12 protein-coding genes, 2 pseudogenes and 1 other annotated feature are annotated in these 16,007 nt (G+C 62.8%); of the genes and pseudogenes, 4 read left to right on the top strand and 10 right to left on the bottom strand.

Features of this window, described 5'->3' with window-relative positions:
- The first annotated feature begins 558 nt into the window (after nt 1-558).
- Entirely contained in the window at nt 559-1,548 is a 990-nt protein-coding gene (locus VIZ63_RS04135; protein WP_331608236.1) for a hypothetical protein, read from the top strand.
- Between the two features lie 346 nt (nt 1,549-1,894).
- Here VIZ63_RS04135 and VIZ63_RS25585 read toward each other — a convergent pair.
- The 3 genes and pseudogenes from VIZ63_RS25585 to VIZ63_RS04125 all read right to left on the bottom strand — a co-directional run.
- Nucleotides 1,895-2,425: pseudogene (locus VIZ63_RS25585) on the bottom strand (MmgE/PrpD family protein); the annotation flags it as partial.
- Between the two features lie 594 nt (nt 2,426-3,019).
- A complete protein-coding gene (locus VIZ63_RS04130; RefSeq protein WP_331608235.1) occupies nt 3,020-4,189 on the bottom strand; it encodes a polyamine ABC transporter substrate-binding protein in 1,170 nt (389 codons plus the stop codon).
- A gap of 799 nt (nt 4,190-4,988) precedes the next feature.
- A pseudogene (locus VIZ63_RS04125) lies at nt 4,989-5,409 on the bottom strand (transposase); the annotation flags it as partial.
- Nucleotides 5,117-5,233: a sequence feature (AL1L pseudoknot), on the bottom strand. Its footprint overlaps the pseudogene before it by 117 nt.
- A gap of 413 nt (nt 5,410-5,822) precedes the next feature.
- On the opposite strand from VIZ63_RS04125, the gene VIZ63_RS04120 reads away from it, so the two are divergent.
- Nucleotides 5,823-6,530 (top strand): TetR/AcrR family transcriptional regulator, encoded by a 708-nt coding sequence (locus tag VIZ63_RS04120; protein WP_331608234.1) that lies wholly within the window; start codon nt 5,823-5,825, stop codon nt 6,528-6,530.
- Nucleotides 6,531-6,533: 3 nt separating this feature from the next.
- On the opposite strand, the gene VIZ63_RS04115 is transcribed toward VIZ63_RS04120, so the two are convergent.
- The 7 genes from VIZ63_RS04115 to VIZ63_RS04085 form a co-directional block, all read right to left on the bottom strand.
- Nucleotides 6,534-6,923 (bottom strand): MaoC family dehydratase, encoded by a 390-nt coding sequence (locus VIZ63_RS04115; RefSeq protein WP_331608233.1) that lies wholly within the window; start codon nt 6,921-6,923, stop codon nt 6,534-6,536.
- The gene (locus tag VIZ63_RS04110) at nt 6,920-7,372 is read right to left on the bottom strand and encodes a hypothetical protein (protein ID WP_331608232.1); all 453 of its coding nucleotides are present in this window, start codon (nt 7,370-7,372) and stop codon (nt 6,920-6,922) included. Before VIZ63_RS04110 ends, VIZ63_RS04115 begins: the two co-directional genes overlap by 4 nt.
- A gap of 34 nt (nt 7,373-7,406) precedes the next feature.
- A complete protein-coding gene (locus VIZ63_RS04105) occupies nt 7,407-8,201 on the bottom strand; it encodes a nuclear transport factor 2 family protein (RefSeq protein WP_331608231.1) in 795 nt (264 codons plus the stop codon).
- 12 nt (nt 8,202-8,213) lie between these two features.
- Nucleotides 8,214-9,851, bottom strand: a complete 1,638-nt coding sequence (locus tag VIZ63_RS04100) for a class I adenylate-forming enzyme family protein (RefSeq protein ID WP_331608230.1) — start codon at nt 9,849-9,851, stop codon at nt 8,214-8,216.
- Between the two features lie 22 nt (nt 9,852-9,873).
- Nucleotides 9,874-10,998 (bottom strand): NADH:flavin oxidoreductase, encoded by a 1,125-nt coding sequence (locus VIZ63_RS04095; RefSeq protein WP_331608229.1) that lies wholly within the window; start codon nt 10,996-10,998, stop codon nt 9,874-9,876.
- A gap of 17 nt (nt 10,999-11,015) precedes the next feature.
- Nucleotides 11,016-12,179 carry an acyl-CoA dehydrogenase family protein gene (locus tag VIZ63_RS04090; protein ID WP_349261121.1) on the bottom strand — a complete coding sequence of 388 codons (1,164 nt, stop codon included), beginning with the start codon at nt 12,177-12,179 and terminating at the stop codon, nt 11,016-11,018.
- A gap of 99 nt (nt 12,180-12,278) precedes the next feature.
- The gene (locus tag VIZ63_RS04085) at nt 12,279-13,115 is read right to left on the bottom strand and encodes a nuclear transport factor 2 family protein (protein WP_331608227.1); all 837 of its coding nucleotides are present in this window, start codon (nt 13,113-13,115) and stop codon (nt 12,279-12,281) included.
- Nucleotides 13,116-13,447: 332 nt separating this feature from the next.
- Here VIZ63_RS04085 and VIZ63_RS04080 point away from each other — a divergent pair, with 332 nt between their 5' ends.
- The gene (locus VIZ63_RS04080) at nt 13,448-14,956 is read left to right on the top strand and encodes an aldehyde dehydrogenase family protein (RefSeq protein ID WP_331608226.1); all 1,509 of its coding nucleotides are present in this window, start codon (nt 13,448-13,450) and stop codon (nt 14,954-14,956) included.
- A gap of 5 nt (nt 14,957-14,961) precedes the next feature.
- Entirely contained in the window at nt 14,962-15,924 is a 963-nt protein-coding gene (locus tag VIZ63_RS04075) for an alpha/beta hydrolase (protein ID WP_331608225.1), read from the top strand.
- Nucleotides 15,925-16,007: the final 83 nt, after the last annotated feature.

The raw sequence follows: 16,007 nt of genomic DNA, 5'->3' as shown, positions 1-16,007 counted from the left end.
CAGGCCTACGAGGACACGCACCAACGAGCAGGCCTACGAGGACACGCACCAACGAGCAGGCCTACGAGGACACGCACCAACGAGTGGCCAACAAGCAGGCCTACGAGGACACGCACCAACGAGTGGCCAACAAGCAGGCCTACGAGGACACGCATCAACGAGCGGCCAACAGGCCCGAGGGGCCAACGAGGACACGCACCGATTTCCCAACGACAGGCCTACGAGGACACGCACCAACGAGGGGGCCAACATGTACACACACAAGGACGGCGGACCTCCAGCATGGAGGACGGCCAGCATGGACACGGACCGATTTACACCCGCCAGCTGGCGAGGGCCAACAGAGGCCAACAAGCGAGGGCCAACGAGAGGGCCGAGGGCCAACGAGCGCGATTTCGCAGCGAGGGCCAACGAGGACACGCACCGATTTCGCAAGGACGATTCCCAAAGGACGATTTCGCAGGGACACGCACTCATTTCCGGCCATGCATCGAGTAATGGGTCGACTCACAGGCGGGCGGTGTACCTATAAATGTCGGCAGCCCTCCGGAGTTGCCCGTGACATACGCCCGCAAGACGCTGATCTCATTGCAGGACACACCGTACTACCACGTGGTCGCGCGGTGTGTTCGCCGCGCCTGGCTGTGGGGCCAGGACGAGTACGCGGGTCGCGACTATTCGCATCGCAAGGCTTGGGTGCTCCAGCGACTGCGGCTGCAGTCGGCGGTGTTTTCGATCGACATCTGTGCGTATGCGGTGATGTCGAATCACTATCACCTGGTGCTGTACGTTGATCGTGCGCGATCGCGAGGGTGGAGTCGGCAGGAGGTCGCTGCTCGCTGGACGGCGCTGTACGGTGCTCCACCGCTCGTCGCTCGCTGGACACGAGGCGAGGGCAGTGAGGCCGAGCGCGCACAGGCCGAGAAGATCGTCGAGGTCTGGCGCGCTCGGCTGTCGGACATCAGCTGGTACATGAAGAGCCTGAACGAGCACCTCGCGCGTCGTGCCAACGCGGAGGATGACTGCACGGGCCGATTCTGGGAAGGTCGCTTCCGCTCGCAGGCATTGCTCGATGAGGCGGGATTGCTGACGGCCATGGCGTATGTCGATCTGAATCCGATTCGCGCGGGGATGGCCCCGACGCCGCAGCAATCTGACTTCACATCGATCTACCAGCGGATCCAGCAATTCCGCTGCGTCGAGCAGGGCTCCCTCAGCAATCCATCGCTACCGCACCTGCGGCTGTTCAAGACAGCGACGCAGCGAGCCCAGGCGTTGCCATGTGAACTGGAGGAATACGTGGCGCTGGTTGACTGGACGGGCAGGGCGATCCGATCCGACAAGCGCGGTTCGATAGACAGTCGGCGGCCGGCCCTGCTGCAGCGGCTCAGCATCGACGCCATTGCCTGGGAACAGGCGATGCAGCGCGAGGGCAACGTGTTTGGACGAGCCCTTGGGAAACTCAATCACCTGAAACTCCATGCCCAGACTCTCGGGCAATCCTGGATCCGAGGAGTGCGCCAGGCCGAGAAGATGTACTCGCGCTGATCTGGCTGCGTCGTTCCTGGGTGACGTTGTTCACCCGTCAATCTCCTTGCCTCTCAGTTCCCACGGCTCAGACGCGACCAGCAGCACTGCTCCAGCCAAGTGCTCGGTGCAGCATCCCTTGATCCTGGAAATTGATGCGTGCCCGAAAGCCACGGGAAATTGATGCGTGTCCCGAAAGCCACGTCCCGAAAGCCACGTCCCTGGAAATTGATGCGTGTCCCGAAAGCCACGTCCCGAAAGCCACGATATCGCCACACTCGGCTGCACCGCCGCCGCCGGGTCGACCTGGAATCGGGTCCGGCCAGCGTGCCGACACCTTCTTCGGGTCCGAGGACGCCTGGTCCGTTCATAACGCCCATGCTCGTGACGCTTCCAAACGAAATGCCACAGATGTCGTTCTCCGTGGCACCGACGTTTGTGCGCGTCGCAACGACAGCGGATTCACGATTCGGCATGGATGCGATGCCACTGCCGGAGAGTGCTCCGACCGCACCTTCGAGCGGTGCCAGCGGCAGCCTCGGTTTCCTGACCTGGACCGGACTGCACGGATGTGCGAATCCGGGCTGTTCAGGATTTCGCCGCTGCATGAGTTCTGGCACAAAGCGAGAGAGAACGCATCGAGCGTCTGCTCGGCGGTGAGTCCGAGGAGGCTTGCGGCCGCAGTCACGGCGCCAAACGTTCCAAGGATGGCGGGTCGATAGAACGCCCGCTGCGGAGCGGCACCGGGTTCCTCGATCTGGGCCAGCCCGAGTCGGACGACGATGTCGCAGCCCAGCGCGACTGCAGTGATCACCCTCTGACCGGTCACGGCGCCGAGGCCTTCCGCTGTCGCGAGCGCAGCCGCCACGGTTGCGGCATTCGGATGCGTTCGCGACGCCTCGTGCGAGTCTTATCGAGCGCATGCGCAAGCGCGCCATTCGCCAGCGCGGCAAGAGCCATCGACGCTTTTTTGCCCGAACCGATCAGTGTCGACTGGGCTGCGCCGCTGGATTCCAGCGCCAGATCGTGAAAAGGGGCGACATGCCGGTTCGAGCGCATAGGCAGCCGTCGATACGCCTACCGCGTCGAGGATCGCCCGCTCGAGTCCGTGATCTCGTGTCGAAACTTTCGTTCAACGCTGAGGTGGAGTCCATCGAGAACGCGTGAGTTGGGCCCATGCCTGGTCGCTTGCTAACCGAGGACCGCAGTTTAGCGGCCGTTGCCGCCGGAACCTCACGGCACAATTACCCTGTTGAGCGCGCTGCAGTTCTATCAGATCGGCACGCAGCTTCCGTTGCAGGGAGATCGGTGGGACGCGTCGTCGTATTACCTTCTCGGCACCGGTGATGAGATTTTGCTGGCTCAACCCTGGAGGAGTGCGTTGTGATGCGACCACCCATGTGCGCGAGATAGTCGAGCAGCTCTTGAAGGCGAGTCGTTGTTGAATCGAGGGTTGCTCTTGCGTGAGCCCGTCCTCATGCGCGGGGCCCGGTCATTGGCCGGTCACGAAGCGAGTCCACGTGCGGTTGAGCGTGCGAGTGAAGTCCGGCGACTTGGTCAGGTTTGGCTGCAGGCGCGCCTTGACCTCTGGCGTCGGGTAGATGCTCACATCGCTGCGCAGCGACTCGTCGAGCAGCGGGGTTGCCGCTGTGATGGCGTTCGCATACTTGACGAAGTTCGAATTGGCCGCCGCGACCTCGGGCTGCAACAGGTAGTTGATCAGTTTGTGAGCGTTGCCGGGGTGGGCGGCATCGGCCGGAATCGCCAGCGTGTCGAACCACATCAACGCGCCTTCCTTCGGAATCGAGTAGCGGATGTCGAGAGGCTTGCCGGCCTCCGCGGCCCGGTCGCGCGCCTGCAGCACGTCGCCGCTGTAACCCACCGCGATGCACAGTTCGCCGTTTGCGAGCTGCTCGATGTACTGCGAACTGTGGATCGTGCGCAGAAGCGGCCGGATCTTGAGCAGCAGTTCTTCAGCCAGCTTCAGGTCCGCAGGGGACTCGCTGTTCGGATTCTTCCCGAGGTACAGCAGCGCGGTGCCGACCATATCGGTCGGGTCGTCGAGCATCGATACGCCGCACCCCTTGAATTTTGCGAGCACTGCCGGATCGAAGATCAACCGCCAGCTGTCAACCGGGGCGTCAGGCATGATTGCCTTGAGCTTGGTCGCGTCGTAGCCGATACCAGTCGTGCCCCACATGTACACGACGGAATGTTCATTGTTCGGGTCGTGCGCGGCTTCCCGCTGGGCGATGTCGGGGTCCAGATTGGCGAGATTGGGCAGCTGCGACTTGTCGAGTTTGCGGAACACGCCCGCCTTGATCTGGCGTTCAAGGAAATACGCGCTCGGCACGACCAGGTCGTAGCCGGAGTTGCCGGTCAGTAGCCTCGTCTCGAGGACTTCGTTCGAATCGAAGACGTCGTAGCGCACCTTGATGCCGGATTCCTGTTCGAACCGTGAGAGCACTTCGGGGTCGATGTAGTCCGACCAGTTGTAGACGTTGACCACGCGCTCTTCCTGGCCAGCTGTCTTGGCGCCCGGCGCAGCGTCTGCCCTCTGCTCGGCGGACGGTTCTTTTTTCCCGCAGCCGACGATCGCGAAAAGCAGAACCGTCGCGGCACCGCAGGTCATGGTGGCCGTGCGTTTGAATGTAACGTTCATCGGGACTCCCTGGGTGTACGTATGGGGCCACCAACACCCGCCGCCATGGCGCTAATCGGCCGGCGACGTAGCAGCAATGAATCCCACGGTTGAGCGAACGCATTGCAGCGAAGTGCCCCACAGTGGATGGCGCGTACCTAACACGCAGGTTCGGCAATGGCGATGCGTAGTAGGGGCAGTCGGCCAAGACGCCTGAAGGTCGCGCAGACGGGGATAAGAGCGGCCGCGCTGGTCGCGAAACAGACTCAATGCCTCGCCGGTCAGTCGCTGCTGTCGTGCATCTTGCCGCCGGGTGCACGCTATCTCAGTCCCGCCCATTCCGCGAACACCACAGACTCGCCGTTGGGCCATGCTCATTTCTGGTGGCCTGCGCTGGCGCTGTGCAAAATCATCGCACGCCAGCGAGAGCGATGACGCCCGTAACAAGCGCGATACGTGTTCATTGTTCGCCATGAAGCGAACAATGGACACGTTGGAAGCATCGAATCGGAGCAATAGGCGCTTCAGGGTAACAAAGGGAGTTGTATTGCAATGAAACCCGTCGTGAATGTGCCTCTGTAAGGGTTCTAGATAAGGCCCCGATCGTCGAAGACCTTACGAGGTCGTTCGGCGGGTTTGAGCGAGCGGATGGTCGCGTCCGGCGGTGAGGCCGATGCCCCCTGAAATCCCCCCAACGGCGGGTTGGCTGTCGATGAACAGTTTCGAACGAATGTGGACGCAAATCCATGATAATCATGGAAATGGCGAGCGTTGGTGGAAGCTGTACAAGGCCTTGGACAGGCTGCTGGTGCCGGTGCAGCGCGCCATACGCACAGAAGTTCTCGTGCCACACACGATGAATCTCGGGTACAGCTCGATACCTCGCTGCGCTCGTGCCGGCAGGCGACTCGGATCGACCTGTCGCGCCTTGTGCTCGTAGTACGTCGATGGGGCGATCTGCAACTGTCTGCAGATCGGCTCGACCCCGAATCGATCTCCGTGGTCGTCGATGTACTGGACCATCACTTGCCTCGGCGGTCGAGCGCCGCCTGGGCAAAATATGCCGACGCCGTACGCAGGATCTCATTGGCTCGCTTGAGCTCGCGGTTCTCGCGATCCAACTGCTTCAAGCGATCGCGATCCGAGGTGTTCGCGCCAGCACCCTTGCCTTCGTCACGCTCCGTCTGCTGCACCCAGCGCCGCAAAGACTCACTCGTGCAACCGATCTTGCCGGCGATCGACTCAAAATTTTTCATTCAATCTGTCGGGCCCGAAGCTGCTGGCGTAGCCGCGCACCGTCAGTTCGACCCGATCATTGAAGTGCCGAGGCCGCTTGATTCCCTTCAGCGGATGAGTTTCAACCTCGGTCTATCGCGTGGAGTACGAGAGCGCATCGCAATTGAGTCGAGAGTACGCGCGAATGTTCCGCGCTCCACTGATAATCAACATCGCCGGAATTCGCAGCGTGCGTCGATCAGGCTCTACGCGATCATGGACTCCAACGTGCAGCTTCCGGCGTACCTGATCGCAACATACAATATGGGCCGTTACATGACGGCAGCCGCCTCGAAATCACGCACGAACCTACGTGGCTGCAGGGCGCTTACTGCTCAGGAGCGATGTACAGTGGACGCACGACATTGGCGGTCAAGGCATGAGCGTTCGCCACGGAGAGTCTCCTTTGAAAAAAAACATGGTCAAGCGGGGTCGGTCGCAGACGCGCCGCAATGGCAGCAGCGCGAACCAATCGGCGGCGAGAGAGCCGGAGAAGCTGACGAAGTCTCGCTTGCGATGGGAAGCGATCCTTCAGGCTGCGACGGAACTGTTCAACCGCAAAGGCTTCCACGCAGCCTCGATGCAGGACATTGCCGATCTTGTCGGCATCAAGAAGGGCAGCCTCTACTACTATGTTGATACCAAGGAAGAGCTCCTCTTCCAGATCCTGCGCGACCTGCACCAGGGAGGCGAGGCGCTGGTGGAAGCTGCGAACTTCCGATCAATCGACCCGCTCGGGGAATTGCGATCCCTGTTGCTGCAGATGGGCATCTACGCCGGCAAGCATGCCGGCCGCATGGAGATATTCAATCGCGATTTCGATCGCCTGACCGCAAGCCAGCAGAAGATGATCCTCTCCGAGCGTCGGCTGTACTGGGATGCGGTCGTAAAGCTCATCCGCGTTGCCATCCGCAAGGGGCAGGTGTCTGACACGCTTGACCCTCGGGTGGCCGCGCAAGCCGCGCTGCGGGCAGTGTCGTCGATATCTCACTGGTACCGCGGGAATGGTGACCTGAAGATCGAGCAGATTGCTGCGCAGACCGCCGTGCTGATGGTGCAGGGGCTGGCGAACTACAACCGGCGTTGATCTCTACGGGACGACCCGCAGGGTCGCGGTACAGGTGATGACGGGGCCGCGTCCTTCGGCTTCGAGCGTCGCCTCGCACGTCACGCGATCGTTCTCCACGGCGCAGATCCGGCCCTGTGCGATGAGCGGCTCAGCCGCGAATACATTGCCGACGAATCGGCTCTCCAGTTGCTCGATCTGCACCTTGCCGAGGTTCGAGGTCAAAAGGTTCATGACGATGGCCAGATTCAAGGGACCCTGGCTGATGACCTGGTTGCCAAGGCCGATGGCCGCTACTGCGGCCGGATCCAGATGAATGGGATTGGGGTCGGCGAGGAAACCCGACCACGCGCGAATCGTCTGCGTGGGGATTCCATCGACCTTCACCGGCCCGATGACGTCTCCGGCTTTCATGAAAGCTCCCTTCTGGGCAGTACCCAGGTGTTTGTCGTCACGAGCACGTCCCGATCGCCATCCACCAGTGCCAGGCGGTACTCGAGAACATCCATTACGCCGAACTTGCGGCTGCGCTTGCGCTCGATGTGGAGGATCGAGCCTGTGACGCGATACGGGCGATCCACGTAGAGCGGCGCATCGAACCTGACCGCGGATCCGATGATCATCGGGCCGTCCGCGACGTCGAATCCACACAGCTCGCACAGTCCCGCCACCGTGACGCCCATGCCAAGCTGCGTTGCGATGAAGTAATAGATCGGATGTGCGGTGCCGTCATGCGCCGGTTCGGTGCCCAGGGAATGACAAAGTGCTGCGTTTTCGTTCGCGTTGATCACGTACGGCGCACCGCCGTCCAGACTTCGTCCGCGTACATCGGGTGGGGCGGGCAGGTCAGCGCTCATGCTCATCGGGGCCTCATCGGAATTGCCAGGGTCGAAGCACTCATTGCGCGCCGACGGCGACGTCGAGGCGGTTGCGGATGACGCGCCCGCGTACGACATGTCCGTCCGCCACATGCACGATGCCTGCTGCGTAGAGACTGGCGAGTGTGCCTGCGGGGACATTCGTGAAGTCCGTCGCGATGCGGCCGTGCTGGATGATGTGAAACGCGACGCGACTGCCGACCGAGAACAGGTCGATGATCGTCACCGTGTTGTGTTCGATGACGCGTATCGGCGCTCTGCCGCACCAGGCGTCGTCGCAGAATACGCCGGGCGTGATCCACAGCGAGCCTCGTTCGAGCGACGTTCTCACGATGGACTCTGCCTCCGCATCAGGGGACTGGGGATCCTCGTCCCAGGGCGCGACAGCGGGATGGTCCACGGGATCGGCATGCCCCGAGGCAATCTGGCGTCGACGCGACCAGTAGTCCTGCTCGACGTTGCACTGGGTGAGCTTCTCGCCGTTCCAGCGATACAGGCCAATGCCGCCCCAGGCGCAGCGTCTGCCATCCTTCGCGCGGCAGCCGTGCTCGGAGAAACGCATCATCAGCCGTTCTCCGCAGGTTGCGATCTCATGCACAGAGAGCATGAGATGAGGAAACTGCTGCATCTGCCGTGCCGTGGCATCGAAGTACGCCGTATCGCGCCCGCGTACTTCATGGGGGCCCATGCGCAGCAGATAGTCTTCCACCATCAGGTCGCGCGTGACCGATTGGTCGCCGACATTCACGTAGTCGATGCAGTAGCGCTTCATGAGCGCGAGGAAGCGGGCACCATCGGCCTGGCGTTGTGACATGCGTGTTTCCTGTCAAGTCTGCCGCGGCAGCAGTTCCTTCAAACGAAACTTCTGCACTTTCGTTGCGGACATCGGCCATTCGGCCACGAACACCACCCGTCTCGGGATCTTCCAGCGAGCAAGTTCGCCGTCACAGGCCTTGATGACGTCCGCCTCGCTGATCGCGGCACCGTCGATACGCTCGACGAAGGCGACCGGTACTTCGCCCATCCTGTCATCGGGCATGCCGATGACCTGCGCGAGTCGGACGCCAGGCACTGACTGCAGGAACGCCTCGATCTCCGCGGCGGCGACGTTCTCGCCGCCTACTTTCAGCGTGTCCTTGATGCGGCCGAGGAACACCAGGTAGCCCTCGTCGTCGATCCTGCCGCGATCGCCTGTTCGCACCCAGCCGCCATCGATGATCGTTGCTGCGGTGGCTGCGGCATCACGATAGTAGGACTTGAATGCACCGGCGCCACGAAACTGGATCTCGCCTGCGACGCCAGCGGAGCACGGCTGAAGCGTTTCCGGATCGACCACGCGTACGTCCGTATGCGGTGGCGGCAATCCGGACGCTTCGGAACGTACCCGCAGCGACGAGTTCCAGGGCGTGAAGGTCACGATCCCTGAGCCTTCGGTCATGCCGAACAGGTTGAGCAGTACTGCGCCGTCGGGGAGCAGGGATTGGGCGCGCTGTTGCATCGCCGGCGGACCGACATTGAGCAGCGAGCGCACGAAGCTGTGGCGCTTCCTGTCGAATCGGGGATGTTCCAGCACGGGGAACGTCAGTTGCGGGAAACCGGGGTACAGATGATCGACCTTCAGGCGATCGATGAAGTCCACGACGCCGTCGGCCTCGAAGTGCGGCTGCGTCGCGAATGCGGCGCCGCGCGCGAGGATCGTGGTCATCGGGCCGATGCCACCGGTGTGAAAGAAGGGCATCGGCATCCACACGGTTTCACCCGCCTTGAGATTCACGATCCTCGCGAAGGTCGACCAGCAGTTCTGAATGCCGCCGTGTGTCAGTTCGCAGCCTTTCGGATTGGCGGTCGTGCCAGAGGTATAGATGATCGCTGCCGTGTCATCGAGACGGCGGCTGGCCTGCGCGCTCGCGAGGCGCGTCTCGGCAACGGAGTCCGCCGCCCGCAGGAACTCCGCATCGGTCAGGAAGGCGCCATGACTGGCCTCGCCGCAGATCACGATCGATTTCAGATCCGGCGCCGCGGCTGTGCGCAGGTGCGGGGACTGCTGGCCCTCGATGTCCGGCAGCACGCTGCGGATCAGCGTTTCATAGTCGGCGTGCTCGCGGTGGGCGCTGGTGGTCACGAGTACTTTCGCGCGGCTGTGTGCCAGCGTGTAGGCAAGTTCCTGCCGCTTGTATCGTGAGTTGAATGCCGCGACCGCAGCGCCGGCGTACAGGATGCCGTAGTACACGGGCGCCCAGGAGGAACAGTTGGGCATCAGTGTCGCGACATGATCGCCCGGTTGGACGCCGATGGCGATCAGTGCGCGGGCCCAGCGTGTGGCCTGTTCGTGCAACTGCGCGAAGCTCAGCGATTGGTCCGGGAAGTGAGCATGCGGCTGGTCTGCGCGAAGGCGTACCTGCTCCTGGAGCAGTTCCGGAATGGTCCGATTGGCGAGTTCCCCAGGGATGTCGAGTTTTCTCATGTTCTTCTCTCACTGCGAAGCATCAGGACAGGGATTTCAGTGCTTCCCGGGTATAGGGCTTCAGCTCATCGAGTCGACCCTCCCGAACCTTGCGTGCCCAGGCCGGATCGGCGAGCAGGGCGCGGCCCACCGCGACGATGTCGAACTCGCCGGCCTCGATTCGTTTGGCGAGCGGAGCAAGGTCCATGACGACGTCCGCCTGCTCACCGATGTTCGTCACGGACATCGGGCCGGCGAGACCTACGCTGCCGACCGTGATGACGGGCCGGCCGGTCAGTCGCTTCGTCCATCCGGCCAGGTTCATTGGGGAGTCGGCGAACAATGGCTCCCAGTAACGGCGCTCCGAACAATGGAAGATGTCGACGCCCGCCTCGGCGATCGGTTGCAGAATATCTCCGAGGAGTTGCGGGCCGTCAGCGAGCTTCGCCGCGTAGTCCTGCTGTTTCCACTGCGAGATCCTCAGGATCACGGGGAAGTCCGGACCAACGGCTGTCCGCACGGCACGCACGACCTCGACGGCGAACGCCGTGCGTTGCACACAGTCGCCGCCGTAATCGTCCTGGGTGCGCTTGTTGAGTTCAGACCACAGGAACTGGTCAATGATGTAGCCATGCGCGCCGTGTATCTCGACGCCATCGAAGCCGAGCTCGCGCGCATCGCTCGCAGCGCGTGCAAAGCTGTCGACGATCGCGCGCAGTCCGCGTCGATCCGTCGGCGCGAATACCGATTTGCCGCCGGGCTTGTAGATGCCAGAGGGACTCGCGCTCGGCAGATCCATGTTCGGATATTCGCCGGAGCGCGGATCGCGCATGATGCCCACGTGCCAGATCTGCGGCACGATCCTGCCGCCTGCCTCATGCACTTCCGACACGACACGTCGCCATCCATCGAGCGCGCGGCCGTGGAACGCGGGCACGCGCACCGAATAGGAGGACACCGGATGATCGATCGTGGTGCCCTCGGTGATGATCAGTGCGACGTCGTTCTCCGCGCGGCGACGATAGTAGGCCGCGACGTCCGCACCCGGATACTGGTCGGGCGACATCCAGCGGGTCATCGGCGACATCGCGATGCGATTCTTCAGTGCAAGGCTGCCGCACTGGAACGGCGCGAACAGCGCCGCGAGGTCCGCCGGTGGAAGCGACACGGTCGCTCGTTCCCGCATCAGAATGAGCGCGGCAGGCCGAGCTGCTCGGCGATGACATTGCGCGCCATCTCGTTCGTGATCGGACCGATGCGCCACAGGCGGCTGTCGCGCCAGTAACGCTGCATGTCCGTCTCGGCCGAATAGCCCATCCCTCCAAGAATCTGCAGTCCCAGGTCCGCGCAACGATTCGCCTGTTCGGAGGCGATCACCTTCAGCGTCGTCGTCTCGACCAGCTGGTCCTTGCCGGTGGAGATCTTCCATGCGCAATCGGTGAGCATGCATTCGACCTGGTACTGCGCCATCTTGATGTCCGCGAGCATGTGCTGGATCGCCTGGAACTGGCCGATCTGTCGTCCGAACGCCTTGCGCTGGCTTGCGTATGCAATCGCATCCTCAAGCACGCCATCGATGACGCCGAGGCAGAAGGCGCTGACCATCATGCGTTCGTTGTTGAGCGTCGGCAGGAGCATGCGCCAGGCGTTGTGTGGTTCACCGAGGACGTGGTCGTCGGGAACGAACACATCGTTGAAATGCACGGTGCAGCTGCCGATGGAGCGCATGCCGAGCTTCTGCAGCTCCGTGCAGGCAACTCCGGGCGAGCGCGCAGGCACCCAGAACAGCGACAGGCCCTGGTGGTTCTTCGTGACTTCGCGGTTCGAGCGGGCGAGCAACAGCAGGTAGTCCGCGACGTGGGCAGAGGAACTCCAGATCTTCTCGCCATTGATCTTCCAGCCGCCGTCCACCTTCGTTGCGAAGGTGCGCATGGCGCCGAGGACATCCGTCCCGCCGCCCGGCTCGGTGAAGGAGATCGATGCACGCAGCTTGCCTGCGGCGATCTGTGGCAGGAACTTGCGCTTCTGCGCCTCCGATCCGTAGACGCCGATCGATTTCACGCCTGCAAAGGAAGTGAGACCCCAGATCCAGGCGAGGCCACCGAGCGTGCGTGACAACGCCCGCGCAAGAATCATCTGCATGAGGATGTCGCCGCCGATGCCGCCGTACTCCTCGGCGATGCCGAGGCCGTGGAAGCCGCCCTGCGTGAACTTGTCCCACAGTTCGAACGGGTACTCGTGCTCATTCCGCTCCAGGTTTCGCGCCCACTGCTTCGGCATTTCCGCCGCCACGAAACTTTCGACCATGTCGCGGAAGGCGCGATGTTCTTCGGGAAGTTCCAGGTTCATGGCAGGCGCGTCCGTCGATGTTGCGGCGCCCGGGCGTGCGGTTTGAGTCGTCATGTCGTCTATGTTCCTTGTTCGTTTCAGATTGCTTGTGAGTGAGTGTCAGACGCGGGACAGCTTGCGAAAGAGGCCCCAGCGATCGCGAATGACGTGTCCGCCAACGACCCTGCCGCCTGACAGGCGCACCAGGCCGCTTAGTGGCATCGACACGGGCTGGCCCAAGGTGGCGCCGGTGCTCTTCGCGAAATCACTCGCCAGTACCCCGACTTCCAGCGCGTGGAAGCCGACGTGGTCGCCGCCTGAAACGATCGTCGACACCTCAACGTCGCGGGTGTCGATGACCGTTTCGATGTTGCCTGTGGCATGCGAATCATCGACACGCACAGCGGGATCGCGTTTCCACGCGCCGCTGCGCAGCCAGTCGCGGACGATGGCTTCGGCTGACGAGGAGGGTGACTGCGCCGCTTCGTCCCAGGGCGCAATGGCCGGTGGATCCACGGCCACCGCTTGTCGCTGCTCGAGCTGACGACGCCTTGAGTAGTAGTCCTGTTCGATCGAGCAGCGCGTGAGGACGCCATTGGACGTCTCGTAGATCGCAATGCTGGGCCAGGAAGCGCGGGCGCCGTCATGGCGCAGCGAGGCGCCATGCTCTGTGAACCTCGCGCATACACGGTCGCCGCAGACGACGAGTTCGTGCAGCGTGAACTGCAAGCCTGGAAATTGCGCGAATTGCTTCGCCACAGCGTCCCGGTAGGGACCATCCCTTCCCGTGACGACTGTTCCGGAAGTAACGAGCGTGTAGTCCTCGCCCATGATCTCGGGCAATACCGAAAAGTCATGGCAGTTCACGAGGCCGGTCACGTAGCGGCGAAAGACGCGCAGCGCCGCAGGCGCAATGCGTGCATCGAGTGGCGACTGGCTCACCGTGGGCTTCGACATGCGGATCTGGCGCTCTAAAAAATCTACCGAGAGGTAGAGAAATGTACATCCGTTGACGAATCAGTCAAGCAAGCGAGGCGAGAAGCGGCGTGCGTGCGGCGCATTCATTGATCCTGTAGATGGTGATTTGTAGCTATGAAACACGAGAAAACGCATTGAAATGGCGGCGTGTGATTCATCAACGTCAACGCTGAACGCCTTCGTTGATAAAAATGCATCTTGATATACTTTGCTTGACCAGCGGATGGGAGTCGGTGTAGAAATCGACCACAAGATCGATAAGACGAGCGTTGCTCCGCAGCCGACAGAGCGTGGCGGAGAGGAGGGGGTCGATGACCAGACGGTCTGCCGAATTACCGACGCATTGCGCAGCAACGCGCAGCTATCTGGCGCGCGAACATGGCCTGCTCATCGGCGATGCGCGTCCCGGATCTGCTTCGCGCGCGCATTTCGAGACGCGCAATCCTGCGACCGGGCAGGTCATCGCCAGCGTGGCGAAGGCCGGTAGCGACGACATCGATCAGGCAGTCCGCGCGGCGCGCGGCGCGTTCGAACACGCGGCCTGGCGCGGCATGTCGGCCACCGCACGCGCGCGGCTGATGCTGCGATACGCGGATCTGCTCGAAGCGAACGCGCAGGAACTGGTCGAGCTGGAAGTGCTCGACAACGGCATGCCGAAGGGCTTCGCCGAGTGGGGTGTCGCGGCCTCCGCATCGTGGCTCAGGTATTTCGCGGGCATGGCGGGCCGGGTGATCGGTCAGAACACCTCCGCCGTGGTCTCCGGAGAAGGGGCGCGATTCCATTCCTATACCGCGCTCGAGCCCGTGGGAGTCGTCGGCCTGGTGATTCCCTGGAACGGTCCCATCGCCACCTTCACGATCAAGGTGGCGCCCGCGCTCGCGGCCGGTTGTACCTGCGTGGTGAAGCCGGCTGAAGACACGCCGCTCACCGCGCTGCGGCTCGGTGAGCTCGCGCTCGAGGCGGGCTTTCCTGCCGGTGTGTTGAATGTCGTCCCGGGCTACGGCGACGCCGGTGCTGCACTCGTTGCACATCCCGGTGTCGACAAGATTTCGTTCACTGGATCCACGGCGACCGGCAAGCACGTCCTCAAGTCGGCGGCGGACAATGTCAAACGCGTCACGCTCGAACTTGGCGGCAAGTCGCCCTGCGTCGTCTTCGACGACGCGGACATGGACAAGGCGATCCCCGGCGCTGCCATGGCGATCTTTGCCAATTCCGGGCAGATCTGTTTCGCAGGCTCGCGACTCTTCGTGCAGCGCAAGTCCTTCGATCGCGTCGTCGAAGGAGTGGCGAACTTTGCGAAGTCGCTCAAGGTGGGTGCGGGACTCGACGCCGACAGCCAGATCGGACCGCTGGTCTCCGACAGGCAACTCAAGCGCGTGGCCGAATACATTGCGCTGGGTCAGAGCGAAGGCGGTGAAGTGATCGCCGGCGGAAAGAAGGTCGATGGAGAGGGCTTCTTCATCGAGCCAACCGTCTTCACGAACCTTGCGGGCGACGCGCGCATGGCGCGTGAAGAAATTTTCGGACCCGTGGTGGTTGCCACGCCCTTCGACACGTTCGACGAAGTGGCTGCGCTCGCGAACGACACGAACTACGGGCTCGGTGCCGGCATCTTCACCAGCAGCCTCGACAAGGCGCACACGCTCGCAAGCCGCTTGCGCGCCGGAAACGTGTGGATCAACTGCTACGGCGTGACCCATCCCTCCATGCCATTCGGCGGATTCAAGGAATCCGGTATCGGTCGGGAGATGGGCGATGAAGGTCTGAAGGCCTTCCTCGAGTCGAAGGCCGTCTACGTTTCCCTCGGGAACGTCTGAAGCCCGTGTCCAGGTTGACGTCACAATCGACGGATGGCGGCGGCGGGCGTGCAGCGGCTGCGGATGTACGTGCCTTCCTCGACAGCCTCGCGGGGCAGCCCCCATTGCGCTCTCTGTCGGCCGCCGATGCGCGCGCTGCCGTACGTCAGTTGGTGGCCGCTGTCGATCTGCCGGCCGATCCGAGCGTCGCGAGCCAGGATTTCCAGTTCGACGCGGGCGGTGCCCACCAGCTGCGGGCGCGGGCCTTCGAGCCTGCGAATGCCGCGCCCGGCCCCGTCATCATCTACATGCATGGCGGCGGCTGGACGACCGGCGATCTCGATACCCACGACAGCCTGTGTCGATCCATTGCCGCGCGCACGGCGTTGCGCCTGATCAGCGTCGACTATCGACTCGCACCGGAAGCGCCGTTTCCTGCGGCCTACGAGGATGCGCTGTTCGCGACGCAGCGCGTGCTTGCGGGAGCCGGTCCCTTCGATGCAAGGCAGGGCGTCGTCGTGGCTGGCGACAGTGCCGGCGGCGGGCTGGCAGCTGCCGTTGCGCATGCGCATCGTGGGAACGATTTCGGTCTACGCGCCCAGTTGCTCCTTTATCCAGTCCTCGATGTTGCAGGCCGCGGCCATTCGTATGCCGAGTGTGCCGAGGGCTACCTGCTCGAAGCCGCGGACATGGAGAACTTCATGGACGCCTATGTTCCGGACCGGGAACAGCGTCATGACCCGCGTTGCTCGCCGCTGCTCGCAGAGTCGTTCGATTCCCTGCCACCACTTGCGCTGCTGACGTGCGGCTTCGATCCGCTTCGGGACGAAGGCCGCGCCTATGCAGCGCGCTGCGTGAAGGCAGGGGTCGATGTCCATTTCATCGAAGCTGCGGGACATATACACGGCATCGCGACGCTCAGGCGTGCGATCGCGTCATCGCAGCACGTTCTGGATCGCGTGTATGCCGGACTGCTGAGACTGCTTTAGCTACAACACTACAGGGGAAAGGGGGCTTATCGTGAAAGGCAAGAAGAAGTCTGGGGCAAAGAGCGTGGCGTGCGCAGGCGTAC

This window comes from Povalibacter sp. (assembly GCF_036520495.1).
Taxonomy (GTDB): Bacteria; Pseudomonadota; Gammaproteobacteria; order Steroidobacterales; family Steroidobacteraceae; genus Steroidobacter.
Note: the sequence above shows the minus strand (reverse complement) of the source record. Positions and strands in the feature narration are given on the sequence as shown.